Genomic DNA, 23,194 nt, shown 5'->3' with positions numbered 1-23,194 from the left:
GAAACGAGCCGATGGGGACGACGTGACCAACGCCGCACGTACCTCGGGCCGGATCTCGCGCCGCGGCCATGGCGGCGGGCCGGCGCCGTACGACTTCCGCAAGCCCATCAAACTGTCCCGGGAACACGTCCGCACGCTGCAGATCGCGTTCGAGACCTACGCGCGCAGCTGCGGCACGTTGCTCACGACCCGGTTGCGGGCGGTCAGCAACGTCGCGCTCGCCTCGATCGAGCAGCTGAACTACGACGAGTACGTCGCCTCCCTCAACAACCCCACGGTGCTCGCCGTGGTGGTGCTCGATCCGCTCCCCGGATCGGCCCTGATGGAGGTCTCCACGTCGGCGGCGATGACCGCGATCGATCACATGCTGGGCGGCCCCGGCGGACCCCAGCCGGAGCGGCCGCTGACCGAGGTCGAGATGCCCCTGCTGCGCGGGCTGCTGGAGCGGATGCTCGGCGAGCTGCGGTACGGCTTCGAGACGCTCGTCGACATCCACCCGAAGCTCAAGGACATCGAGTACAACGCGCAGTTCCTCCGCGCCCACCAGCCGGGCGACGCCTGCGTCATCGCCTCGTTCGACGTCAAGATCGGAGCCGAGGAGACCTCGCACACCATCTGCCTGCCCTTCAACACAATCCTGCCGGTGCTCTCGCGCACCGAGACGGTGGTGCTGAGCGAGGCCGAGCGAGCCGCCAAGGACATGGCGCTGCGCAACCTCACCGCCGGGCTCTCCTCGGCGCCGCTCGACGTCGCGGTCCGATTCCAGCCCATTCGGATGCGGACCGATGACATCGTGGACCTGAGGCCCGGTGACGTCGTCCCGTTGGGTCACCCGACCAGCCAGCCTCTCGAGGTGACTGTCAACGAGACCGTTTTTGCCCATGCAGTTCCCGGTAATCAGGGGGCCCGGCTCGCCTGCCTCGTCGTGCCCGCCCCCAAGGAGTCCTCGCCCAAGGAGTCTGGTCGCCCATGACCGCGCCCACGATCACCGCGCCGCAACTGGCGCTCGCCCGCAACGCGGCCGAGGCCGCGCTCGGCGTCCTGCCCACCAGCCGTCCCCTGGTCGCCGCCGAGCCGATGACCGCGACCTCGGACGCCCTGACCGAAGGCCAGGCGGTCACCGCCCGGTTCAGCGGCGCGGCCTCCGGCGAGGTGGTCGTGGTGGTCGGCCAGGATCTGGCCGACGCGCTGCGGGAGAGCCCGCTCGGCGAGCTCGACCTGACCGCGGCCGTGCGGCCGGCGCTCGAAGCGGCGGCCCGCGTCTTCGGCCCGGTGGTGCTCGACCCCGGCGTCGTGATGGAGCCGCAGGTCGCGCTGAGCGCCCTGGCGGCCAAGGACGACGCGGTCGCCGTCCCGCTGGTCGAGGGCAACCAGATCCGTGCCGTGCTGGCGCTGGCGCTCAACCCGTGGCCCAGCGGGGATCCCGGAATGGGAGGCAACGTGGCCCGCCGGGAGGCGTCGCCGCCGGCGATGCAGTTGCGCGGCGGGCTCGACATGCTGCAGGACGTCGAGATGGAGGTCTCGGCCGAACTGGGCCGCACCCGGATGAGCGTCCGCGAGCTGCTCTCGCTGACCCCCGGCGCGATCGTCGAGCTCGACCGGGCCGCCGGCAGTCCGGCCGACCTGCTGGTCAACGGCCGCCTGATCGCCCGCGGCGAGGTCGTCGTGGTCGACGAGAACTTCGGCATCCGGGTCACCGAGATCGTCGCTCCCGGCACCGAGCGGGAGTAACGGCCTTGTTCGAGCTCGTGCTGCGGGTCGGTTTCTCGCTCCTGGTCATCCTCGGCATGATGTGGGGCCTGGCGAGGCTCGTGCGCCGTCCGCTGCTCGGGCGCGGACACGGGTCCCTGGTCGTGCTCAACCGTCAGCAGCTGTCCCGGGGCGCCGCGGTGGCCGTGGTCAAGGTGGCCGACCGGGCGATGATCCTCGGCGTCACCGACCAGCAGGTGAGCCTGCTCGGCGAGGGCGAGATCGAGCTGTTCGAGCACCACCCGGCCGAGCATCGCGACCACCTCGCGGTGGACGCCGAGCTCGCCGCCGAGCTCGCGAACGGCCCGGGCGACCTGCCCGGACGGCACCCGGCGGCGCCCACCGGCGGCCGGCTCGAAGGGTCGATCCTCTCGCCGCGCACCTGGCGTTCGGCCATGGAGTTCCTCCGCGATCGGACCAGTCACCGATGATCAGACGCGCGTTGACGCTGTTGTTCGTGGGGATCGGCCTCGCGCTCGTGCTGCTGCCCGGCCCGGCGGCGGCCGATCCGGGTCGCTCACCGGCGCCGGCCCCCCGCGCCCCCGCGACCGTGGTCGTCGCCCTGCCTGAGCGGGCCCCGGCGCCGCCGACCCCGCCGGCCCGCCCCGGCCGGCCCAACATCAACGTCAACATCAACGGCACCAACCCGGACGGCAGCCGCCCGGCCACGTCGCTGATCATCATGCTCGGTCTGACCGTGCTCTCGGTCGCGCCGGCCGTCCTGCTGCTCTGCACGTCGTTCACCAAGATCTTCATGGTCCTCGGGATCACCCGCAACGCGCTCGGCCTGACCACGATGCCGCCCAACCAGGTGCTCGCCGGCCTGGCCCTGTTCATCAGCCTGTTCATCATGGGGCCGACCGTGTCGGCCATGAACGAGCAGGGGGTCCAGCCCTATCTGCGGGGCGACAAGACCCAGTCGCAGGCGTTCGAGGACGGCGTCAAGCCGTTGCGCGACTTCATGTGGCGCACCACCCGCGACGACGAGGTGGCGCTGATGCTCAACCTCGCCGGTGAGGAGCGGCCGCGGAACCGCGACGACGTGGAGCTGACCACGCTGATCCCGGCCTTCGTGCTGTCCGAGCTCCGGGCCGCGATGATCATCGGGTTCGTCATCTTCATCCCGTTCCTGCTGATCGACATGGTGGTCTCGGCGTCCCTGATGTCGCTGGGCATGATGATGCTGCCACCGGTGACAGTCGCTCTACCCTTCAAGCTTTTGTTGTTCGTGCTGGTCAACGGGTGGGGGTTGATCCTGACGGCGCTGGTGGCGTCGTACCGATGAACCTGAACGTCCCGATCGCCGAGATGCTCGCGCTGCTGCTCGGCGCGGCCCGGACCGGGGCCTGGATGATGATCTGCCCGCCGTTCAACTCGCGGCTGATCCCCGGCCCGGTCAAGGCGCTGATGTCGATCGGCCTGACGTTGCCGGTCTTCCCGCAGCTGCGCGGCGCGCTGCCGTCGCTGCAGACCTCCGACATCATCGTCAGCGTCGCGCTCCAGGTCTTCGTCGGCGCCGGCCTGGGTTTCGTGACGGCCATGCTGTTCGCCGCCCTGCAGGCGGCGGGCGACCTCATCGACCTGTTCGGCGGTTTCACCCTGGCCATGGGGTACGACCCGTTGTCGCAGAACCAGAGCTCGATCTTCGGCCGCTTCTACAACCTGGTCGCGGTCACCCTGCTGTTCGCCACCGACGGTCACCAGATGGTGCTGCGCGGCTTCCTGCAGTCGTTCAAGACCGTGCCGCTGGACTGGACCTTCTCGCCCAACGCGTTCAGCGAGCTGCTGCTCAAGGGGATCGGCGAGATGTTCCTGGCCGCCCTGCAGATCGCCGGGCCGCTGGTCGCCGTGCTGTTCCTGACCGACGTGGCCTTCGGTCTGCTCAACCGGGTCGCGCCCGCGCTCAACGCGTTCCAGCTCGGTTTCCCGGCCAAGATCTTCATGGTCCTGCTCATCTCCGGCATCGCGATCACGGCCCTTCCCGGAGTGCTCGACTCGCTCGTGGAGCGCGCCGTCAGCGCGGTGCTCCAGCTCAGCGGGGGGTGAGCCGAGATGTCGGGCGAGAAGACCGAACAACCGACACCCCAAAAACTCAAGAAGGCCAAGCGGGAAGGGCAGATCGGCCGTAGCCAGGACATCGGCGCCTGGTTCGGCATGCTGGCCGCGAGCGTGATGCTGCCGCGCACCATGGAGTCCGCGCTGGAGCACGCCGAGAAGCTGGTCGCCCAGGTGCCCGACGTCATCGCCGACCCACAGCCGGCCGCGGCGATGGCCCTGCTCAAGGAAGCCATGATGGGCACGATCTGGGCCGTGCTGCCGCTGGCTCTGACCATGATGGTCGTCGGCATCGCGTCGGCCGGGGCCCAGGGCGGCATCCGGGTCGCCACCAAGCTGTTCATCCCGAAGTTCAGCCGGCTCAACCCGTGGCCCGGCCTCAAGCGGATGCTCGGCCCGCAGGCCCTCTGGGAGGGCACCAAGGCGCTGGTCAAGACCAGTGTGCTGGCGGGCGTCCTCTACACCACCACCAAGAACGTCTTCCCGGCGCTGATGAGCGCCGGTCAACTCCCGCTGGCCGCGCTGCTCGGCACGGTCGTGGACGCGAGCCTCAACCTCATCCGGGCCGCCTCGGTGGCGGGCATCGCGATGGCCGCGGCCGACTACTTCGTCGTCCGCCGCCGGACCAACAAGCAGCTGCGGATGACCAAGGAAGAGGTCAAGCAGGAGTACAAGAACACCGAGGGCGACCCGCTGATCAAGGCGCAGATCCGGGCCCGGCAGATGGCCATGTCGCGCAACCGGCAGATGGCCGACGTGCCGACCGCGGACGTGGTGATGGTCAACCCGACCCATGTGGCGGTGGCCCTGCGGTACGAGCCGCAGAAGGGCGCACCCCGCGTGGTGGCCAAGGGGCAGGGTCCGCTGGCCACCAAGATCCGCGAGCTCGCGGCCGAGCACCGGGTCCCCATGGTCGAGGACAAGCCGCTGGCCCGGGCGTTGTACGGCGGTGTCGAGGTGGGCCACGAGATCCCCGCCGAGTTCTTCGGCGCGGTGGCCAAGGTGCTGGCGTTCGTGATGAGCCTGAAGGCACGTGGATCGGCGGCAGGCCTGCACCGCAACCCCAACTCCGCCTCAGAAGCCGCATAACTGAAAACTTGGGAGATTTCCTCACATAGGTCCCTCGTACGAGGGAAGATCCCCTTGTGGGTCAGCGCGCCCCCGCTCAGTGAAGGCGACGGATCGCCGAACAGAGAAACGCCAGGACGGCGACGACCGCGCAGGGATGGCTCCAACATCCACTCCTGGAAGGTGCCGTGAAGAAACGCAACATCAGCCGGCTTGCCGTACCCGTCGGGGTCATCGGCATCATCCTCATGATGGTCGTGCCCATGCCGACCTTCCTGCTGGACTTGCTGATCGCGCTCAACATCACCGCCGCCCTTCTCATTCTGCTGACCAGCATGTTCGTCCAGAAACCGCTGGACTTCTCGGTGTTCCCGGCGCTGCTGCTGGTCGCCACCCTGTTCCGGCTGGCGCTCAACATCAGCGCGACCCGGCTGGTGCTGCGCGACGGCGACGCCGGCAAGGTGATCCACGCGTTCGGCAGCTTCGTCGTCGGTGGCAACCTCGTCATCGGGCTGGTGATCTTCCTGATCCTGGTCATCGTCCAGATGGTCGTGGTCACCAAGGGCGCCGAGCGGGTGGCCGAGGTGGGCGCCCGCTTCACCCTCGACGCGATGCCCGGCAAGCAGATGGCCATCGACGCCGACCTGAACGCCGGCCTGATCGACGAGGACCAGGCCAAGGCCCGCCGGGCCGAGGTGGCCGCCGAGGCCGAGTTCTACGGCGCGATGGACGGTGGCTCCAAGTTCGTCAAGGGCGACGCCATCGCGGCCATCATCATCACGCTGATCAACCTGGTCGGCGGTTTCGCGATCGGCGTGGCCCAGCAGGGCATGGCCGCGGGCGACGCGATGAACCACTACAGCCTGCTGAGCATCGGCGACGGTCTGGTCTCGCAGATCCCCGCGCTGCTCCTCTCGGTCGCCACCGGTCTGATCGTGACCCGCTCGGCGACCTCGGGCGACATGGGCACGACAGTCACCGCCCAGCTCAGCCAGAACAAGCTGGCGCTGCGCATCGGCGGCGCGGCCGCGCTGGCCCTCTGCGTCATCCCCGGCCTGCCCAAGGTGCCCTTCCTGATCGTCGGCGTGGCGGTCCTGGTGGCCGCCCAGCGGATCAAGGAGCCCGAGCCCGAGGACGAGCTGGCCGCCGCGGCCGCCGCCGCCGAGACGGTCGACCTGCCCCCGGCCGACTCGCCCGAACAGCTGCTCGGCGAGATGCGGGTCGACCCGCTCGAGCTGGCGCTCTCGCCCGACCTGGTCGACCTGGTCGACGCCAGCAGCGGTGACCTGCTCGACCGGGTCCGCGCCCTGCGCCGCAAGATGGCCATGGAGCTCGGCGTGATCATGCCGCCGGTGCGCACCCGGGACGACCTCGATCTGCCCCTGTCCTCGTACGCGATCCGCATCTCGGGGGTCGACGCCGGCACCGGCGAGGCGCCGCCCGGCACGGTCCTGGCGATCGGCGACGGTCTGCAGGGACTGCCCGGCAAGGCCGGGGTCGAGCCGGTCTTCGGCCTCCCCGGTAAGTGGGTGCCGTCCGAACTGCACTACCAGGCCGAACTCTCCGGCGCGACGGTCGTCGACCGGGCCAGCGTGATCATCACGCACCTGGCCGAGGTGGTGCGCACCAACGCCAGCCGGCTGCTCGGCCGCGAGGACGTGCGGGCGCTGACCGAGATGGTCAAGCGGACCCACCCCGTGGTCGTCGAGGAGCTCACCCCCGCGGTGCTCAGCCTCGGCCAGATCCAGAAGGTCCTGCAGGCGCTGCTCGACGAGGGCGTGCCGGTCCGGGACCTGGTGCGCATCTTCGAAGCGCTCTCCCTGCGAGCGAAGGTCTCCGTCGACCAGGACAGCCTGGTCGAGTCGGCCCGTGCGGCGCTGGGTCCCGCCATCGCGGCCCAGTACACGACCGCCGGCCGGCTCACGGTGATCACGCTCGACCCCATGCTCGAGCAGCAACTGCTCGAATCTCTGCGGCCCAGTGAGACGGGTGCCTTCATGGCGATCGACGGCATGCGTGCCGAGTCGATCGTGAGTGAGGCGGCCCGGCTCACCGAGACCGCGGAACAGCAGGGCCTGGCCCCGGTGCTGGCCTGCTCGCCACAACTACGACTGCCCCTCATGCGGCTGCTGCGCGCCGGTTCGCGCCGGGTCCAGGTGCTGTCGTACGGCGAAATCTCTGGTTCAACAGCACAGATCGAGACGATAGGGGTGGTGAACGGTGCCTACGCGGGTGCTGCTTGAGGGACCTGCCATCGAGCCGCTGCTGGCTCAGGTACGCGATGAGTACGGCTCCCGTGTCCGGATCATCTCTGCCGACAAGGTCCGCAGTGGCGGTGTCGGTGGCTTCTTCGCGAAACAGCATTACGAGCTTTCCGTCGAAGTGCCGGACCCGAACGAGGACAGGAATGACATGGCACAACGCACGAAGACGGCCGACAGCGGTCAGCACAGCCTGGAACGGCTCCTGGAACGAGCGGAGTCGCAGGACCGGGTCGACGACCCGGCCCGGGGCGCCGGACGGCCCTTCGGCACGTCCTCGCCCCGGTCGGTGACGCCGGCGTCGTTCGGGATCTCCCGGCCGGCCGAGACCCCGTCGCAGCCGGCGCCCGGCAACAACTTCGGCGCCGACGAGGGCCGCAGCGCGGCGCTCGGCGACACCGGGGCCGCCTTCGCCGAGCTGATGGCCGGACTGGACGGCGGGACGGGCGATCGGTTCGCGACGCGGCCCAAGCCCACGCCGCGGGAGGACACCCCGACGGTACGGCCGTTCCGCCCGGCCGCGGCCGGCGAGGCGGCGATCAACGCCGCGCCACGGACGCCGGCCGCGCCGCCGTCGGTGGCGCCGCAGTCGCCTGCCCCGCCACCTGCCGTCGCGGCCGCGCCGGTCATGACGCCGCCACCGGCCCCGCCGGTGATGACGCCGCCGCCGGTCGCGCCGATCATGACGCCGCCGGTCGCTCCGCCCGCGCCGATGGCCCCGCAGGCGCCGATGGCGGCCCAGATCTCGCCGGCGCCCAGCCTGGCCGAGCGGATCGGTGGTCTGGCGGCCAGCACGGTCGAGGTGGACCCGCTGCCCGCGGTGCCCGAGCCGGCCCAGCCGGCCGCCGAGACGTACGGGTTCCGGCAGGCCGCGCCGGTCTCGGCGATCCCGGCCCCGGCCCCGGCCACCCGGCCGGAACCGGCCGAGGCCGACAACGAGCCCGTCGTCCGCAACCTGATGTCGGTGGGCATGCCCGAGTCGATGGCCCGCCAGATCACCGGCAGCGACACCTACGCCGGGGTGCTGAGCGTGCTGGCCGCCCGTCCCGCCGCGGCGGGAATCCCGGACGGCCCGGGCGAGATCCTGGTGCTCGCGGGCGACCTCAACCTCGGGGTGTCGATCGGCCGGCAGCTGCTCGAGGAGATCGGCGTCCCCGAGAACCACCTGCTGCTCGCGGCCCAGTCGACGGCCGGCACCGGGCTGCACTCGTCCCGCCTGATCTCGACGCCCGAGGCGGCCGAGCAGCGGGCCGAGAAGCTGCACAGCGCCGAGGAGCCGTGGGTCGTGGTGCTGGAAGCCCCGGTGGGCGGCACCGATCCGATCTGGATCAACGAGATGTGCGACGCGATCGGGGCCACCGCGGTGTGGGCCGTCGTCGACGCCACCCGCAAGACCGCCGACACGGCCCGCCACCTGCGGTCCCTCGGTGAGGTCGAGTCGCTGGTGGTGCACGGCGTCGAGCTCACCGCCGACCCGGGCTCGGTGCTCGGCCTCGAGCTGCCGATCTATTCGCTGGACGGCAAGCCGGCCACCCCGCACGCCTGGGCCGCCATGCTCTGCGCGCGGATCGCCTCCGACGTCATGCCGGTCGCCGCGATCCCGCGGCGGGTCACCCGCTCGGCACGGCAGTGATTCGTCCGTCGGTCCTGCTGTTCGCGCTCCTGATGAGCGCGCCGGCGCTGTACCGCTACGTTCTCGACGAGGTCGATCTCACCGAGGTACTGATCCGGTTCGTGATCGCCGTGCCGATCGCGGCCCTGCTGCTCGCAGGGTTGCGCTTCGTCACCGCGGGTTACGGCCGGCCGGAGGGGAAGCCGGCAGGCACCCCGGTGACACCGACTCCCGTGGACGTGCGAGACGCGGAGAAGCCGGTCTGACGGGCACAGTCGAAGAGGGGTGATCGCGTTCGCGCGGTCACCCCTCTTGGCATCCCGGTCGTCCGCCGGCGTCAGGGGTGGCGGTTCCCGTCCCGTACCCCGCGGTAGAGGCCCCGCCGAACGACCAGGGGTCGCACGACCCGGTCGATCGCCCAGGGCGGCAGCCGGACGGCCCGGCCGTTGGACAGGAAGAGCTCGTCCCCGTCCGGTTGTGCCCCCGAGGACGGAACCCCACCGCCGGGCCAGATCTTGGAAGGCACGCGTTCTCCGGCCGGTGAGGCCGGCCCAGCCCGATCGCCCACAGCACCGCGTCCGCCTCGGCGGCCGGCTGACCGGTGCTCCAGCGCACCGGGCCGTGGCGATCCGGTCGCCCGTGAAACCGGCCGGCACCGCCGAGGGACCGCCGCCGACCACGATGACCGAGCTGACGCCAGAAGCCGTTGGTGACCCCGGTCGCGATCACCAGGGCGTCGTACGGCTCGGTCCGGGTGACGCCGTTGCTCTCCCGGCGGCCTCAGGCGTGGATGTCGAGACGGCTGGAACCCGGCGCGGCCGGGCGGATCGTCGGCGCAGTGGTCTCGGCCGGCGTGACTCCCGTGTTGTCGCGCCCGCCGCCCCGGCCCGGCGCGGCGAACTGCTGGCGTGCCTGATCCTGTTGGGCGTTGCCCTGGCGCAGGTCCAGCGACGTGTTGCCGAAGCCGGCCTCGTCGAGCTGGCGCCGCAGGTCGTCGAGCGCGTTGCGCAGCGCGTCGTGGCCGGCGTCCGTGCTGCCGGTCAGCTGGACGTTGATGTCGCCGTTGCGGATCTCGGCCACCACCTGCACGGGGCCGAGGTCGACCGGGTGCAGGTGCACGGTCAGCCGGTGCACGCCGTCGGCGTCCAGCTTGAGCGGCACGATGCGCGTGGCCAGCTGGGCGGCCGGTGGCGCGAACGGCTGAGCCGGCGCGGCCGGAGCCGGAGCGCCCGCGGCCGGTGCGGCCGGTGCGGCTGCCTGGGGCCCGGTCACCCCGGCCAGGCCGGCCTGGCCCAGCGCCGAGGTCGCGGCGCCGTCGGGGGCCACGCCCGGAGCGGCGGCCGGGTTGACCGGGTTCGCGGTGACCGTTCCGGTGGTGGCGTCGGGTGCGGCCTGGTCCGGGAGCCCGGTCGGAGCCGGCGCGGGCGCGGCGCCCGGGTCGGCGGAAGCGCCGTCGGCGGGAACCGGCGCGGGGCCGGTAGGCGCCGGAGCGTCGGCCGGGGGAGTGAGAGTGAGGCCTGCCGGGCGGGGACCGGCCACCGCCGGGCCGCCGATGGTGGGCGGCGAGGTGACCGCGGCGGCCGCGTCGGCGGGTGCCGCCGGTCCTGCGGGAGTCGCCGTGCCGGTCGGGCCGGTGCCGGCAGCCGGGCCGCCGGCGGCGGTGGCGCCCGCGGCGCTCTGGGCGACGAGCGCCGGTGGGAGGGGCGTGCCGGTGCCCTGCGGCGGCGTCGCACCCGCGGCGGTCTGCGGGCCCGAGGTGGTCGGTGCGCCGGAGGCCGGGACTTCAGACGCGGTCGGAGGAGCGCCCGGTGTGAGGGGCCCGCCGGCCGGCGTGATGCCCCCGGCGGCCGGGGCGGCCGGGGCTGCCGGGGCGGCCGGCTCGGCCGAGGAGGCTGCCGGGGCGTCGGCCGGAGCCGGTTGCGGGATGACCGGCTGGACCGCCGCGGTCACGAGCGCCGGGGCCGCCGGGGTGGTGGCGGCCTCGCCGGTGGCCGGCTCGGTCTCGGTGGCTTCCGTCGACCCGTCGGCCGTACGATCGCCGGCCCGTGCCTCGGTGGGCCGGGTCTCGCCCTCGCCTCCGGCGCGTTCCGTGGCGGCCCGGTCCTCGGCTCGGGCGGCGCCGCGGTCCTCGGGACGGGTGGCGCCGCGGTCCTCGGGACGGGTGGCGCTTCGGTCCTCGGGACGGGTGGCGCTTCGGTCCTCGGGACGGGCGGCGCCGCGGTCCTCGGGACGGGTGGCGCTTCGGTCCTCGGGACGGTCGGTGCGCGGCCGGTCGGTGCCGGGCCGGCGGTCGTCGGCGTCCGCGCGGCGCTGCCCGGCCCTCGCCGCGCCGGCGGCCCGGTCGGCCGCCTCCCGTTGCAGGGCGCTGCGCCCGGCCGCGGCCCGCTCGGCTTCGGCCCGGCGATCGGCGGCCCGTTCGGCCGTACGCTGATCGGCGGCCCGGTCCGTGACCCGGTCGGTGGCGCGCTGATCGGCGGCGCGGTCGGCCGTACGGCGGTCGTCGGTCCGGGCCCGGCCGTCCCGGTCGAGCTCGGCCGACAGCGCGGAACCGAACTCCTCCGCGCCCTCGCCCTTCTTGCTGCCGGGGCGACGGCCGATGTCGCCCACCGACGCCCGATCGGCGCCGCTGACGGAATTCGGCATCTTCATGCGGCTCTCCTGCTCAGGTTGGTCGGACGCCCGGTCAGCCGCCGAGCGCGGCCAGGGCCTTCTGGACCTTCGGGACGTACGCCTGCGTCTCCGAGAACGGCGGGATGCCGCCGTACTTGTGCACCGCGCCGCCGCCCGCGTTGTACGCGGCCAGCGCCAGCGGCAGGGACTTGAACTCGCGCAGGTTGCGGGCCAGCAGCTTGGCCCCGCCGTTGATCGCCTGCTCGGGGTCGAACGAGTCGCGCACCCCCAGACCCCGCGCGGTCGACGGCATCAGCTGCATCAGACCCTGCGCGCCGGCCTTGCTGACCGCCTGCGGGTTGTAGCTCGACTCCACCTTCGCCACCGCGGCGAGCAACTTCGGTGAGACGCCGTAGCGGTTGCCGGCCTTGACGAACAGATCGGCGTACGGCACGCCGCTCAGCGAGCCGCTGCCCTGCAGGCTCGCCGGGCGCACCGCCGCCGCCGCGTTCTGCCCGGCCACCGCGGAGAAGTCCGAGACGACGCGGCGGATGTGCGTCGGCTTCTCGTACACGGTCTGGATCTTGACCTCGTCACCCGGCTTGGGGGCGGCGATCATCTTGTTGTTGCCCAGGTAGATGGCGACGTGGTCGACGGGGGAGTCGAACGCCAGGATGTCGCCCGGCTTGGCCTGAGCCAGATTGGCCACCGGCTCACCGGCCTTGGCCTGCTGATGCGACAGCCGCGGCAGCTTGATGCCCAGATCGCCGTAGGCGCGCTGCACCAGCGACGAGCAGTCCAGGCCGCGGTCCGGGTCGGTGCTCCCGAAGACGTACGGGGTGCCCAGGTACTTCTTGGCCGCGTCGACCACGTTCTGACCGGTGGCCTGGCTGTTCAGGCGCATCGAACCCGCCTGGCCGGTGGCCGAGGCCAGGGCCGAGGCGAAGGACGACGTGCCCGGAGCGGCGCGGTTCGTGGTCACCGGGCCGGCCGCGCCCGGCGCCGGGTTGACCGGCGTGAGACCCAGATGGCCCTGCAACTCCTGGATGCGGTTGAGCACCCCGGCGACACCCATCATTCGGCGGCTCCCCGCGCCGCGTTACGGGCCTTGCTGGTCATGGCCAGCTCGTCGAGGTTGGCCTGATCCTTGCGCAAGTCGTTGGCGCGAACCATGTCGGCGTGCCGCTCGGCCATCATCTCGACAGCCCGGCGGCGCTTGGCCGCGTCGGCCAGCACGGCCATCCGCTCGCGCTCCAGCTCCTCGGCCTCGGTGACCATCTTCTGCGCGCTCATCAAGGCGCCGGCCAGCGAATGGCGGGCCACGATCGAAGCCACCATCGCCCGGGCGGTGCCCTCGGTCGGTGCTTCGGCGCCGACCAGGTCGAGCTGCTTGCGGCGTACGAGGGCCTCGGCCTCCCGGATCTGGGCGCGGGACTGGATGACGGCGCCCTTGGCCGCGTCCTCCTGGGCCTTACGAGCGCGGAGCACGGGAGAGAGTCGGAAAAACCGGTTCACGTTCTGCCTCCTGGTGCGGCGGGCGGGTAAGCCCTCACTAGTCCGGTCGGCCCGGGCCCCGGATCGCTGAGCCCCTGCAACCGAGCCGCAACTGAGCACATGGCTGTGTCTATGGCCTCGCTTCGCTCGGCGTGCGATTCGCCTTGTAACCGGTGAGGGGCCGATCGGTTTTCCGCCGTCCGCAAACCCGGCGGACGTCGAAAAACCGAGCGTCCCCTCACCGGCGGCGAATCGCGGCGTGCTCAGCCACTTCCAACGTGTAAGGGCGAGATGCCGAGTCAGCGTTGGGGCGTTGGGCGTTCGAGCGGTTTTTCGCAGCGGTGGCGGATCGCGGCGTGTGCAGCCACTTCCAACGTGTAAGGGCGAGATGCCGAGTCAGCGTTGGGGGGTTGAGTGTTCGAGTGGTTCTTCGCAGCGGTGGCGGATCGCGTTGTCCGCAGCCACTTCCAACGTGTGAAGGGTGGGCTCTGTGGGTCAGGCTGCGTTTACCAGGGCGTGTAGGTGGGCCCAGGCTTCGTCTGCGGTTACTCGTTCGTCTAGGCCCTGGCGTAGGAAGGCGGTTATGTGTTGCCAGATGGCTGTGGCTCGGTCGGCGTCGGGGTTGGTGCCGGCTACGTAGGCGCCGATTTCTACGAGTTCTCTCACGTCTCGGTGGGCGGCCATGAGGCGGCGTAGTTCGGTGGCGTCGGCGCGTTGCTCGGGGGTGGTGATCCTGTTGGCTACGCGGGAGATCGAGTCGAGGGCCTGGATGCTCGGGAAGTGGCCGGCGGTGGCCAGCTTGCGGTCGAGCACGATGTGGCCGTCGAGGATCGAGCGGGCCGCGTCGGCGATCGGCTCGTTGTGGTCGTCGCCCTCGACCAGCACGGTGTAGAGGCCGGTGATGCTGCCCCGCGCGCCCGGGCCGGCTCGTTCCAGCAGGGAGGCCAGCATCGCGAAGACCGAGGGCGGATAGCCCCGGGTGGCCGGCGGCTCGCCCACGGACAGGCCCACCTCGCGCTGGGCCATGGCCGCGCGGGTCACGCTGTCCATCATCAGCAGCACGTCGGCGCCCTCGTCGCGGTAGTACTCGGCGATCCGGGTGGCCACCGCGCCGGCCCGCAGCCGCACCAGCGGCGGGGTGTCCGAGGTGGCGATCACCACCACCGAGCGGGCCAGGCCCTCCTCGCCCAGGTCGTGCTCGATGAACTCGCGGACCTCGCGACCGCGCTCACCGACCAGCGCGACCACGTTGAGCTCGGCCGAGGTGCCGCGGGTGATCATGGACATCAGCGTGGACTTGCCGACGCCGGAGCCGGCGAAGATGCCGATGCGCTGCCCGCGGCCGCACGGCACCAGCGTGTCCAGCACCCGGACGCCCAGCGGCATGGGCTTGTCGACGAGCTGGCGTTCCATGGCCGACGGGGGTGCCGCGTCGATGCTCACCAGCTGTCCCTGCAGCGGCGGGCCGCCGTCCATCGGGCGGCCCAGGCCGTCCAGGATGCGGCCCTGCAGGTCGGGCCCGACGGCGACGCGCAGCGGCCCACCCGTGCTGACGACCGGGGTTCCCGCCCCCAGCCCGGCGATCGGGCCGAGCGGCAGGCAGGAGAGCTTCTCGCCGTCGATGGCGGCCACCTCGGCGTACACGGCCTCCGGGCCCTCGCCCATCTGCAGCAGGTCACCGACCCGCGCGTCGACTCCGCTGACGGTCACCCGCAGGCCGACCGCCCCGACGACCTTGCCCCGGGTGAGCGGGCGGGCCGCCGCGATCGCCGCCGTCATCCGGTGGCGGAACACGTCCGTCATCTTGCGCCTCTTCCGTCTCGGTGAAGGGCCGCCCCGAAAGGCCGCGAAGCCGGCGAGCGAGAGCTCACAACAGCCGCAGAGCCTCCCGGGCGCGGGTCACGGCGGCCGCGATGGTGGCGTCCACCGTGGCCATGCCGGTCTCCGCGACCGCGTCGCCGGGCCGCAACGCGCCGTCCGGGCGCAGGCGCACCCGGCGTCCCTCGTACTCGAAATCCGTCTCGCCGGCCTCGCCGACCAGCGTGTGGTAGTCGTCCGGGTGCAGGCTGACGACCAGTGAGCCGGCGTCGGGGGTGGCCGCCAGGGCCCGGCGCAGCGCGGCCACGGTGCGGCCCTGCGGGTCGTCCAGGCTGCGCCCGACGATCGCCTCGGCCAGCTCGAAGGCGTGCGCCAGCAGCACTTCCTGCAGCTCGGCGAAGGTGGGCATGAGCTGGTTCTCGTGCTCGGTGACGGCCCGGCCGAGAGCGTTGACGGCCTGGGCCAGCGCCGCGGCCCGGCGCTGCTCGTGCGCCTGCTCGGACGCGCGGGCGCGGTCCTGCGAATTCTGGGCCGCGGCGGCGGCCTCGCGCTGGCCCTGGGCCCAGCCCTCGGCGTAGCCCGCGGTGCGGGCCTGCTGCCGGGCCCGGTCGAGCGAGTCGCCGTCGGACGGGAACCCGGTGCGCAGGTCGACGCCGAACCGCGCGGCGGTGGCCGAGTCGGCCACCGTGCCGCGCAGGACCGGACTGGTGCTCTCAGGCGATGAGCTCATCGGCCTCGCCACCGCGCTGGACCTCGATCTGGCCGGAGTCCTCGAGCGAGCGGATCACCGACACGATCTTGGCCTGGGCCTCCTCGACCATCTTGACCTTGACCGGGCCGAGCAGGTCGATCTCCTCGAGCAGGTTCTCGCGGCCGCGCTCGGACAGGTTCTTGGTGACCTTGTCCCGTACGGTGTCCGGCACGCCCTTGAGAGCGGTGGCCAGGTCGGCCGGCTCCACCTGGCGCAGCACGAGCTGGATGGCCCGGTCCTCGAGGTTGATGATGTCCTCGAACATGAACATCCGGCGCCGGATCTCCTCGGCCAGCTCGGGGCTGCGGGCGTCCAGGGCCTCCAGGATGAGCCGCTCGGTGGTCCGGTCGGCGCGGTTGATGATCTCGACCAGCGGCTGCAGGCCACCGACCGTGGAGAGCTCGTCGGGCTGGAGCACGGTCGAGAGCTTGCGCTGCAGGGCCTGCTCGACCTGGCGGATGACGTCGGGCGAGGTGCGGTCCATCACCGCGATCCGGTGCGCCACCTCGGTCTGCACCTCGATCGGCAGGCCGGCCAGGATCGACGACGCCAGCGCCGAGGGGATGTGCGCGAGCACCAGCGCGATCGTCTGCGGATGCTCGTACTGGACGTAGGACAGCAGTTGCCGGGGGTCGGCGTGGCTGAGGAAGTTGAACGGGATGTCGTTCATCGAGGCTTCGAGGCGATCCAGGATCAGCGCCGCGCGGTCCTTGCCCAGCGACGCCTCGAGCAGCTCGCGGGCGTAGTCCATGCCACCGGAACCCGCGTAACGGGTGGTGGCCATGGCGTAGAACTCGTCCATCACGTCGTCGACCTGGGTCGGTTCGAGCTTGCCGAGCCGGGCGATCTCGGCCGAGATCATCTCGACCTCTTTCTCCGACATCTGCGACATGATGTGCGCGGACTGTTCCTTGCCGAACTGGACGAGCATGATGGCGGCCTTGCGCACGCCCGTCATCGACATGGTGGTGAGCGCCGGTTGGGTCAACGCGTACTCCTCGGACCGTCAGCAGGAATCAACCCGCGGCGACCGGCTCGAGCCGGTCGCCGCCGGAAAGGTCAGCGCGTCGTGTCGGCGGCCAGCCAGCCGCGCAGAAGCACCGCCATCTCATCAGGTTGATCCTTGACCATCTGCTCGATCTCCCGCTGGCGTTCCTCGCGAGCCTGCACGTTCGTGTCGTCCCGGGCCATTCCGGCCTCCAGCATCTGGGCCGGGATCGCCTGGTTGAGCTCGGCCAGGCGCTGCGCCTCGAGGGCGGCCTGCATGTCCTCGAGGTGCTTGCGCTCCTCGGGGCTCAGCCCACGGCGCTTCTTGCTCTTCCGGCTGAACCGCCAGGCCAGGAACATCAGGATCAGCACCAGAGCGCCGAGCGCGCCGGTCTTGATCAGCGACATCTGCTTGGCCTGCTGGGCCGCGGCGGACGAAGCGGTCAGGGCCTCCTGGGCGGCCTTGGCCGCGCTCTGGTCGAACGGCATGGCCGAGACCGCGATCGTGTCGCCGCGGGTGCTGTCGATGCCGGCCGCGGCCGAGACGAGCTGCTGCACCTGAGCCGGGTCGATGGTGCCGGCCACGTTGCTGTTGAGCAGGACGGCCACGTTCAGCTTCTTGATGCCGCCCGGGGCGTTCCGCCGGGTCTCGTTGATCTCGTTGAGCGCGTTCTGGCGCGAGGAGGCGCTGTTCTCGTACTGGCCGGGTCCGTTGCTGCCGCTGGGACCGGCGATGTTGTCGGGGCCGAGCACGCCGCCGGCGGAATTCCCCTGGGCGTTGTAGGCCTCACGGGTGTTCTGTTCGGAGAGGGCGGGCACCGACGGGTCGGCGTTGTAGGTCCGGCTCTGCGTCTGGGTCTGGTCGAAGTCGAGCTGGGCGCTGGTCTGCACCACCGCGTTGCCCGGTCCGACCAGGCTCTCGACGATCTTCTGGAGCGAGGAGTTCATCCGGTTCTGGAAGGAGACGGTCTGCGCTTCCGTGCCGCTGTCCCCGCCCGTACCTATGGCCGCGCCGCCACCGGTGGAGAGGATCTTGCCGTCGGCGCCGGCCACGGTGATCTCGGTGGGATCGAGGCCCTCGACGCTCGAGGCGACCAGATGGACGATCGCCTGCACCTGGTCGCCGCTCAGCGGCTGGGTCGAGCTGGAGGCGACCAGCACCGAGGCGGTCGGCTTGTCCTGCTCGTCGGCGAAGACGTCCTTCTTCGGGATGACGAGGTGCACGGTGGCCGCCTCGACACCCTCGATCGACTTGATCGTGGTGGAAAGCTCTCCCTCGAGCGCCCGCTGGTAGTTCGTCTGCTGCATGAAGTCGCTGGTGGTGATGCCCTGCTGGTCGAGCAGCGCGTAGCCGGTGCCGGCGTCGCCCGGCAGGCCCTCGCCGCTCAGCGACAGACGCAGCTCGTTCACCTGGTCCTGGGGCACGAGCACGGTCTGGCCGTCGTTGGCCAGCTCGTAGCTCGTATTGGTCTTCTTCAGCGACTCGACGATGGCGCTCGCGTCCTTGGACGAGAGGTTGTTGAACAGGATCGAGTACGAGGGCTTCGACGCCCACGTGGCGAAGAAATACGCGCCGATGACGAGGGCGACTACTGCCGCGAGCGTGACGGCCTTCTGTCCCGGTGTGAAGGACCGGAACGTGTCCGTGACGCGGCGAACCGGAGCGGGAAGGCGGTCGGTCATCTCAGGCCTGCATCCTCATGATTTCCTGGAAAGCTTCCACGGCCTTGTTGCGAACAGCGAGCGTCAGCTGCTGGCCGAGCTGGGCTTCGTTGGCTGCCATGGTGTATTGCGCCGGGTCGTTGAGCGTGCCCTGGGCGACCTGGACGGCCAGGTCCTCGGCCTTGTGCTGCGAGGCCGAGACGCTTTCCAGGCCACGCGACAGCATGCTGGCGAAGCTCTCGTGCTCGCCCTGCGCCGCGGTGACTTTGCCGGGGCCGGCCAGGGCGTCGGCGCCGCCGAGGCCACTGATCGCGTCGAGTCCCGAGACCGGCGAGAAACCGCCGATCGGGCTGATCGGGGAGGTCATCGCCTACCTCACTTTCCGAGGTTGATCGCAGCGGTGTAGGAGTCCTTCGCGCGGTCCACGACCGCGAGGTTCGCCTGGTACGCGCGCTGGGCCATCATCATCTGGGCCATCTGCGAGCTCAGGTCGATGTCGGCCTTGCGCACGTAGCCCTGGCCGTCGGCGAGCGGGTTGTCCGGCTCGTGCACCAGCACACCCTCGGCGCTGCCGAAGGCCACGCCGCCGACCTGCGCGCCGTTGCCGTCCTGGGCTTCCTGCGCGAGCACGTACCGGGCCTGGAACGCCTTCTCCGAGGTCCGCACGGTGTTGTCCATGTTGGCGATGTTGTCCGAGACGGCGTCCAGCCACTTGCGGTAGACGGTCACGCCGGTGCCGGCCACGCCGATCGCGTTGAACGTGCTCATGCTCAGGCTCCCTTGATCGCGTCGCGCAGCATCGAGTACTTGTGGTCCATCGCCCGCAGGGTCAGCTGGTACCGCATCGTCGTGTCGATGTGGGAGAGCGTTTCCTCGTCGAGGTTCACGTTGCTGCCGTTGAGCCGGGTGGGCTCCAGCGACGAACGGGTCTGCGGCGCGACACCCAGCGGGGACATGCCCTTGGCGACGGCGCCGCGCAGCGCCTCCTCGAACTCGACCTTACGGGCCCGATAGCCGGGGGTCTCGATGTTCGCGATGTTGTTGGCGATGGCGCTCTGCCGTGCCGCGAGGCCGGTGGCCGCGACGCGGAGGGAGGACGTGGAGACGTCGTCGAACACAGCAGCTCCTTGTGGGTCGTTCCAAGGTTGCCGATCCGTGGCTTTCCGGTGAGCGATCCGTCGCTCGTACCATGCAGTTCGGCGGGTCCGGCGATCCGCTGAGTGTCAGACGGTTGCCAGCCGGTTGCACGAAAACGTCCCGGCCCCCCAGGTGGGGGAGCCGGGACGATGGTCTGTCCTTTACATGGCCCGATCGACGTAGACGGGGCGTTTGACGGCCTCGCCGGTCTCGATCTTCTTCGTCATCGTCATCTGCTGGCGGGTGGCGGTCATCCGCCGCGCGATCTCCTCGGCCGCCTGGAGCTGACGGGTGAGGATCTCGTCGGCCCGCGGCCGGAGCTCCAGCGGCAGCGCGCCGAGCTCGGTCGGCGGCTTCCAGAGACTGGCCGGCGGAGTCTCGGCGTGGCGGTGCTCGTCGTCCAGCATCGCCTCGACCGAGGCCACGTCGAGCTCCAGCTCGTCCAGCGCGTCGCTCCAGGCGTTCCGCCAGTCGCCGCCGCTCACGTCGTCCCCCGCTCGTCAGTGGGCGACCGCCGTGGCGGCCGCCTCTCGCCAGGCGTCGCGCAGCGGCTCGACGAAGCCGCGGCAGACGGCCACGCGCTCGGCGTCCTTGGCGATGTTGGCCCCGATCAGTTCGGTGATCAGGTAGGTGTAGAGGTTCGCCAGGCCTGGAGCACCCGACCAGGCTTCGACATCCAAGCTGACCTGCAGCTCCATGACGATCTCCTGAGCGTGCGACAGCTTCTCGTGCGCGTTCTCGATCTGCTTGGCCCGGATGGCTTCCTCGCCCTGGACGAGATCGAGGACGAGGCGGTCGTACAGCATCATCAGCAGCTTGGCCGGCGACGCGGTCTCGATGGAGTCCTGCAGGTAGCGGTTGCGAAGGTTCGGGGCTGTCATCGGTCTCCTAAGTCAGGGCCCTGCGATGGCTGGTCGGGGCGGTGGATCAGAGGCCGGAGAGCTGCCCGGCGAGCCAGGTGGACTGGTTCTTCAGCTTGCCCAGCGAGGTCTCGAGGTCGGAGTACTGCTTCTGCAGCGCGGTCCGTTTGGCCGCGAGCCGGAGGTCCCAGCTGCTGATCTGCGTGTTGAGTCCGTCGATCTCGTTCTTGCGACCGGTGATGACCGAGGTCACGTTGGTCGCCTGGTCGCCGGCGTACTTCTCCATCTGGTCGGCGAACTCGATGCCGGCCGCCTGGATCTGGGTCGGATTCTCGTTGTACGCGGTGGTGAACTTGGTCGAGTCGAAGGTCAGCCGGCCGGACCGGTCGAGTTCCACGCCCAGCTTGGACAGCGAGATCGAGATCTTCTCGAGGTTGGTCTTCGTGACCGCGTCGGTCGGCTGCGTCTTGTCGTACGAGGGATTCTTGTACGTCAGACCCAGGCTGATCTTGCCGAGCATGCTCTGCGAGATGTTGCGGACCGAGAAGTCGCCGGTCAGCGGCGAGCCCTTCTTGGTAGCCGCGTCGTACGCCGTCTGCTTGGCGACCTCGCTGAGCGTGCCGTTGGCCGCGTCCACCAGCGCCTGGATCTTGCTGGCGATACCGCTGACATCCTGGTCGGAGGTGACCATCACGTCGTTCTCGAGCTTCGAGACGGTGATCGAGACGCCCGGCATGAGCTTGGTGAAGGTGTTGGTGTCGCTGGTGACGGAGTAGCCGCCGTTCGCGGCGTTGTCGTCGCCGCCGCCGATGTCCAGCTGGGCATTGGCGGCGGACGCCACGTTGGTCAGGGGGGAGGCAACGCCGTCGAGCCCGCTGTCGATCCTGAACGCGGCCTCGGTGCCCGTCTTGGCTCCGCTGATCTGGAGAATGTCGCTGGCACCGCCGGTCGTGACCACGGTCGCCTTGAGTCCGATGCCGGCCGCGTTGATCGCGGCGGCGACGCCCTTGGCCGACTTGTCGTCGCCCAGCGTGATCGTGTTGACCTTGTCCTTGGTGCCGCCGTCGAGCGGCCCGGTGGTGATCTGGATGGTGCCGGAGCTGATGTCGCCGCTGGTGGGCACCTTGGCCGTGGTGATCTGGTTCTTGGCCAGGCTCTTGACGTTGAAGACGGTGGTGCCCGAGGCGCCGTTCGTGCCGGTCAAGGCGGTCGCCGTCACGGTGCTGCTGCTCGAGGTCGCTTTGACCGCGCGCCAGGTGCTCAGCTGGCCGAGGCCGTCCGCCGAGTTCTTGAGCGAGGTCAGTGCGGCGTTGACCGACTGGTAGGAGGCGATCGCGGTCTGCGCCGTGTTCACCTTCGACTTGAGGCGGTTCTGGGGTGCGGCCTCGACCTGCATCAACGAATTGATCATCGAGGACGTCTGAAGGCCACTGACCAGTCCGTCTACCGAGCTGCTCACCGGAGCCTGCCTTTCACTGCGGTTCAAAAGAAGCGGGGGCAGCCGCTTGTGACGGCTACCCCCACCTATTCGGTCGCTGGCGCGAGATATTCAGTTGCTGTCGGTGGCAGTTCGGTTAGCGCAGGAGCGAGAGAACGTTCTGCGCCGACTGGTTGGCCTGCGAGAGCATCGAGGTGCCGGCCTGGGTCAGGATCTGCGACCGGGTGAACGACACCATTTCCTGGGCCATGTCGGTGTCACGGATACGCGACTCCGACGCGGACAGGTTCTCGACGGCCACGTTGAGGTTGTTGATCGTGTGCTCGAAGCGGTTTTGCACGGCACCGAGCGTGGCGCGGCTCTCGGTGACCGACGTAAGGGCCTTGTCGAGGATCTTGATCGCGGCGTCGGGGTCCTTGGTGAGGTCGAGGGCCGCGGTGCCGAGCGACTGGGAGTCGACGCCGCCGATGGCGATGCCGATCTTCTGGTTGGCGTTCGCGCCGACCTGGAACTTGCCGGTGTTGCCACCGGTTGCCTTGAGATCGGCCGCGTCCAGGTCCATGCCCATGCCGGTGATTTCGCCGCTCGTGGCATCGACGCCGGCCGTGGTGGTCATGACCGTCACGGCGGGGTCCGTGCCGGTGATGCTGAAGTCACCCGCGCCGGCGATTTTGAAGGTGCTCTGGTTCTGAGCGTCGACCTTCGCCGACATCGTGATCTCGTTGCCCTGGAAGCCGGCCTGCTTGAGGGCACTCTCGAGTGCCTTGTTGACTGCCTTGGCCAGATCCTGTGCCGTGGCTCCGTCTTCGAGCTTGCCGACAGTCACCTTGATCGGGGTGCCGGCCGGGGTGCTCGTGCTCGAGATGCTGTTGCCCTGGGGGTCCTTGGCGGCGCCGCCGACCTGCTCCAGATTGAACTCGAACCCGCCGGTCATGGATGCGGGGATCTTGGCCGCCTGACCGGCTCCGCCGGGAGCGGTGGAGGCGGTGGCGCCGATTTGGCCGCCCGTAGCGGCCTTTGTCGCGCCGAACGTGCCGTCGAGCAGGTTCTGCTTGCCGAAGGCGGTGCTCTTGCCGATCCGGTCGAGTTCGGCGTTGAGCTGGCCGAGTTCCTTGTTGGCGGCTTCGGAGGCCGCGGAGTCGGTGGCGCCGGAGTTGGCCGCCTGCACCGACAGGTCACGCATGCGCTGCAGGATCGCGGTCGTCTCGTTGAGCGCGCCTTCAGCGGTCTGCGCGACGCTGACGCCGTCCTGCGTGTTGCGCACAGCCACCTTGAGGCCGCCGATCTGCGAACGCAGGCCCTCGGAGATCGAGAGGCCGGCCGCGTCGTCGGCGGCCCGGTTGATGCGGAAACCACTGGACAGCTTCTCCAGCGACTTCGACATCTGGCTGTCGGTCACCGACAGGTTCCGGTAGGCGTTCTGCGCGGCGATGTTCTGATTGATGCGAAGACCCATGAGTTGCTTCCTCCTTGAGGGGTCTGGGAGCCGGCCCATCCCTGGGGCCGTGGCGTTACGCCAGCCCGATCGGCGTGCTGCCGAGGGTTCATGAGAAGTCTCCGAGATTTCTTCGCCCATTTCCGGCGAACACGAAGAAACCCGAGACGACTTCACATGAACCCGGAATGCACCGGATCGGTGTAAATCCCTCAGCGGAGTCGCAGACGTGCCGACGTGTCCGAATGAGCGGGTTC

Annotated in this window: 24 protein-coding genes; 9 read left to right on the top strand and 15 right to left on the bottom strand. The window is 70.5% G+C overall.

Translation table 11 applies throughout. The features are described 5' to 3' along the window. Positions 1-22: 22 nt before the first annotated feature. The 9 genes from HJC40_RS46200 (at position 23) to HJC40_RS22915 (ending at position 9,011) form a co-directional block, all read left to right on the top strand. Entirely contained in the window at positions 23-973 is a 951-nt protein-coding gene (locus HJC40_RS46200) for a flagellar motor switch protein FliM (RefSeq protein WP_250003418.1), read from the top strand. Next, positions 970-1,731 (top strand): flagellar motor switch protein FliN, encoded by a 762-nt coding sequence (gene fliN, locus HJC40_RS22950; RefSeq protein WP_250003417.1) that lies wholly within the window; start codon positions 970-972, stop codon positions 1,729-1,731. The genes HJC40_RS46200 and fliN overlap by 4 nt, the downstream gene beginning before the upstream one ends. A gap of 5 nt (positions 1,732-1,736) precedes the next feature. After that, on the top strand, positions 1,737-2,180 hold the full coding sequence (locus HJC40_RS22945) for a flagellar biosynthetic protein FliO (protein ID WP_250003416.1): 444 nt from the start codon (positions 1,737-1,739) through the stop codon (positions 2,178-2,180). Further along, positions 2,177-3,034, top strand: coding sequence for a flagellar type III secretion system pore protein FliP (gene fliP / locus HJC40_RS22940; RefSeq protein ID WP_250003415.1), 858 nt, complete (start codon positions 2,177-2,179; stop codon positions 3,032-3,034). Before HJC40_RS22945 ends, fliP begins: the two co-directional genes overlap by 4 nt. Continuing rightward, entirely contained in the window at positions 3,031-3,795 is a 765-nt protein-coding gene (locus HJC40_RS22935) for a flagellar biosynthetic protein FliR (protein WP_250003414.1), read from the top strand. Before fliP ends, HJC40_RS22935 begins: the two co-directional genes overlap by 4 nt. Positions 3,796-3,801: 6 nt before the next feature. Then, complete coding sequence (locus HJC40_RS22930) at positions 3,802-4,893, top strand: flagellar biosynthesis protein FlhB (protein ID WP_250003413.1); 1,092 nt, start codon at positions 3,802-3,804, stop codon at positions 4,891-4,893. Positions 4,894-5,060: 167 nt separating this feature from the next. After that, a complete protein-coding gene (flhA, locus tag HJC40_RS22925) occupies positions 5,061-7,115 on the top strand; it encodes a flagellar biosynthesis protein FlhA (RefSeq protein ID WP_250003412.1) in 2,055 nt (684 codons plus the stop codon). Between the two features lie 169 nt (positions 7,116-7,284). Then, positions 7,285-8,766, top strand: coding sequence for a hypothetical protein (locus tag HJC40_RS22920; RefSeq protein WP_250003410.1), 1,482 nt, complete (start codon positions 7,285-7,287; stop codon positions 8,764-8,766). Further along, complete coding sequence (locus HJC40_RS22915; RefSeq protein WP_250003408.1) at positions 8,763-9,011, top strand: hypothetical protein; 249 nt, start codon at positions 8,763-8,765, stop codon at positions 9,009-9,011. Before HJC40_RS22920 ends, HJC40_RS22915 begins: the two co-directional genes overlap by 4 nt. Before the next feature lie 71 nt (positions 9,012-9,082). On the opposite strand, the gene HJC40_RS22910 is transcribed toward HJC40_RS22915, so the two are convergent. From HJC40_RS22910 to HJC40_RS45405, 15 genes are all read right to left on the bottom strand, one after another. Beyond that, on the bottom strand, positions 9,083-9,271 hold the full coding sequence (locus HJC40_RS22910; protein ID WP_250003406.1) for a hypothetical protein: 189 nt from the start codon (positions 9,269-9,271) through the stop codon (positions 9,083-9,085). Between the two features lie 254 nt (positions 9,272-9,525). After that, on the bottom strand, positions 9,526-11,394 hold the full coding sequence (locus HJC40_RS22905; RefSeq protein ID WP_250003404.1) for a flagellar hook-length control protein FliK: 1,869 nt from the start codon (positions 11,392-11,394) through the stop codon (positions 9,526-9,528). Positions 11,395-11,428: 34 nt separating this feature from the next. After that, on the bottom strand, positions 11,429-12,433 hold the full coding sequence (locus HJC40_RS22900; RefSeq protein WP_250003402.1) for a transglycosylase SLT domain-containing protein: 1,005 nt from the start codon (positions 12,431-12,433) through the stop codon (positions 11,429-11,431). Next, positions 12,430-12,843 carry a cell envelope biogenesis protein TolA gene (locus tag HJC40_RS22895; RefSeq protein ID WP_250003400.1) on the bottom strand — a complete coding sequence of 138 codons (414 nt, stop codon included), beginning with the start codon at positions 12,841-12,843 and terminating at the stop codon, positions 12,430-12,432. Before HJC40_RS22895 ends, HJC40_RS22900 begins: the two co-directional genes overlap by 4 nt. Positions 12,844-13,344: 501 nt before the next feature. Beyond that, positions 13,345-14,652, bottom strand: a complete 1,308-nt coding sequence (locus tag HJC40_RS22890; protein WP_250003398.1) for a FliI/YscN family ATPase — start codon at positions 14,650-14,652, stop codon at positions 13,345-13,347. Between the two features lie 64 nt (positions 14,653-14,716). Continuing rightward, complete coding sequence (locus HJC40_RS22885) at positions 14,717-15,397, bottom strand: FliH/SctL family protein (RefSeq protein ID WP_250003396.1); 681 nt, start codon at positions 15,395-15,397, stop codon at positions 14,717-14,719. Further along, positions 15,381-16,406, bottom strand: a complete 1,026-nt coding sequence (fliG, locus tag HJC40_RS22880) for a flagellar motor switch protein FliG (RefSeq protein WP_250003394.1) — start codon at positions 16,404-16,406, stop codon at positions 15,381-15,383. Before fliG ends, HJC40_RS22885 begins: the two co-directional genes overlap by 17 nt. Before the next feature lie 71 nt (positions 16,407-16,477). Further along, entirely contained in the window at positions 16,478-18,088 is a 1,611-nt protein-coding gene (gene fliF / locus HJC40_RS22875; protein ID WP_250003392.1) for a flagellar basal-body MS-ring/collar protein FliF, read from the bottom strand. A gap of 1 nt (position 18,089) precedes the next feature. Beyond that, positions 18,090-18,434 (bottom strand): flagellar hook-basal body complex protein FliE, encoded by a 345-nt coding sequence (fliE, locus tag HJC40_RS22870; protein WP_250003391.1) that lies wholly within the window; start codon positions 18,432-18,434, stop codon positions 18,090-18,092. A gap of 8 nt (positions 18,435-18,442) precedes the next feature. Continuing rightward, positions 18,443-18,835 carry a flagellar basal body rod protein FlgC gene (locus tag HJC40_RS22865; protein ID WP_250003390.1) on the bottom strand — a complete coding sequence of 131 codons (393 nt, stop codon included), beginning with the start codon at positions 18,833-18,835 and terminating at the stop codon, positions 18,443-18,445. A 2-nt stretch (positions 18,836-18,837) separates the two neighbouring features. Beyond that, the gene (locus HJC40_RS46195; protein WP_250003389.1) at positions 18,838-19,185 is read right to left on the bottom strand and encodes a flagellar basal body rod protein FlgB; all 348 of its coding nucleotides are present in this window, start codon (positions 19,183-19,185) and stop codon (positions 18,838-18,840) included. 180 nt (positions 19,186-19,365) lie between these two features. Then, positions 19,366-19,689, bottom strand: a complete 324-nt coding sequence (locus HJC40_RS22855) for a hypothetical protein (RefSeq protein ID WP_250003388.1) — start codon at positions 19,687-19,689, stop codon at positions 19,366-19,368. 15 nt (positions 19,690-19,704) lie between these two features. Continuing rightward, a complete protein-coding gene (gene fliS / locus HJC40_RS22850; protein ID WP_250003387.1) occupies positions 19,705-20,085 on the bottom strand; it encodes a flagellar export chaperone FliS in 381 nt (126 codons plus the stop codon). Between the two features lie 46 nt (positions 20,086-20,131). Continuing rightward, positions 20,132-21,523 carry a flagellar filament capping protein FliD gene (fliD, locus tag HJC40_RS22845; RefSeq protein ID WP_308200933.1) on the bottom strand — a complete coding sequence of 464 codons (1,392 nt, stop codon included), beginning with the start codon at positions 21,521-21,523 and terminating at the stop codon, positions 20,132-20,134. A gap of 115 nt (positions 21,524-21,638) precedes the next feature. Then, on the bottom strand, positions 21,639-23,114 hold the full coding sequence (locus HJC40_RS45405) for a flagellin (RefSeq protein WP_308200932.1): 1,476 nt from the start codon (positions 23,112-23,114) through the stop codon (positions 21,639-21,641). Positions 23,115-23,194: the final 80 nt, after the last annotated feature.

This window comes from Actinoplanes sp. M2I2, from assembly GCF_023544445.1.
In the GTDB taxonomy this organism is placed as follows: Bacteria; Actinomycetota; Actinomycetes; order Mycobacteriales; family Micromonosporaceae; genus Actinoplanes.
The sequence above is the reverse complement of the archived record's forward strand: the minus strand, read 5'-3'. Positions and strand labels throughout refer to the sequence as shown.

Bases quoted from the DNA above. Each gene is read 5' to 3' on its own strand.
- fliN (WP_250003417.1), top strand. From the start codon at position 970: ATGACCGCGCCCACGATCACCGCGCCGCAACTGGCGCTCGCCCGCAAC.
- fliP (WP_250003415.1), top strand. From the start codon at position 2,177: ATGATCAGACGCGCGTTGACGCTGTTGTTCGTGGGGATCGGCCTCGCG.
- HJC40_RS22935 (WP_250003414.1), top strand. From the start codon at position 3,031: ATGAACCTGAACGTCCCGATCGCCGAGATGCTCGCGCTGCTGCTCGGC.
- HJC40_RS22930 (WP_250003413.1), top strand. From the start codon at position 3,802: ATGTCGGGCGAGAAGACCGAACAACCGACACCCCAAAAACTCAAGAAG.
- HJC40_RS22920 (WP_250003410.1), top strand. From the start codon at position 7,285: ATGGCACAACGCACGAAGACGGCCGACAGCGGTCAGCACAGCCTGGAA.
- HJC40_RS22905 (WP_250003404.1), bottom strand. From the start codon at position 11,394: ATGAAGATGCCGAATTCCGTCAGCGGCGCCGATCGGGCGTCGGTGGGC.
- HJC40_RS22900 (WP_250003402.1), bottom strand. From the start codon at position 12,433: ATGATGGGTGTCGCCGGGGTGCTCAACCGCATCCAGGAGTTGCAGGGC.
- HJC40_RS22890 (WP_250003398.1), bottom strand. From the start codon at position 14,652: ATGACGGACGTGTTCCGCCACCGGATGACGGCGGCGATCGCGGCGGCC.
- HJC40_RS22885 (WP_250003396.1), bottom strand. From the start codon at position 15,397: ATGAGCTCATCGCCTGAGAGCACCAGTCCGGTCCTGCGCGGCACGGTG.
- fliF (WP_250003392.1), bottom strand. From the start codon at position 18,088: ATGACCGACCGCCTTCCCGCTCCGGTTCGCCGCGTCACGGACACGTTC.
- fliE (WP_250003391.1), bottom strand. From the start codon at position 18,434: ATGACCTCCCCGATCAGCCCGATCGGCGGTTTCTCGCCGGTCTCGGGA.
- HJC40_RS22865 (WP_250003390.1), bottom strand. From the start codon at position 18,835: ATGAGCACGTTCAACGCGATCGGCGTGGCCGGCACCGGCGTGACCGTC.
- fliS (WP_250003387.1), bottom strand. From the start codon at position 20,085: ATGACAGCCCCGAACCTTCGCAACCGCTACCTGCAGGACTCCATCGAG.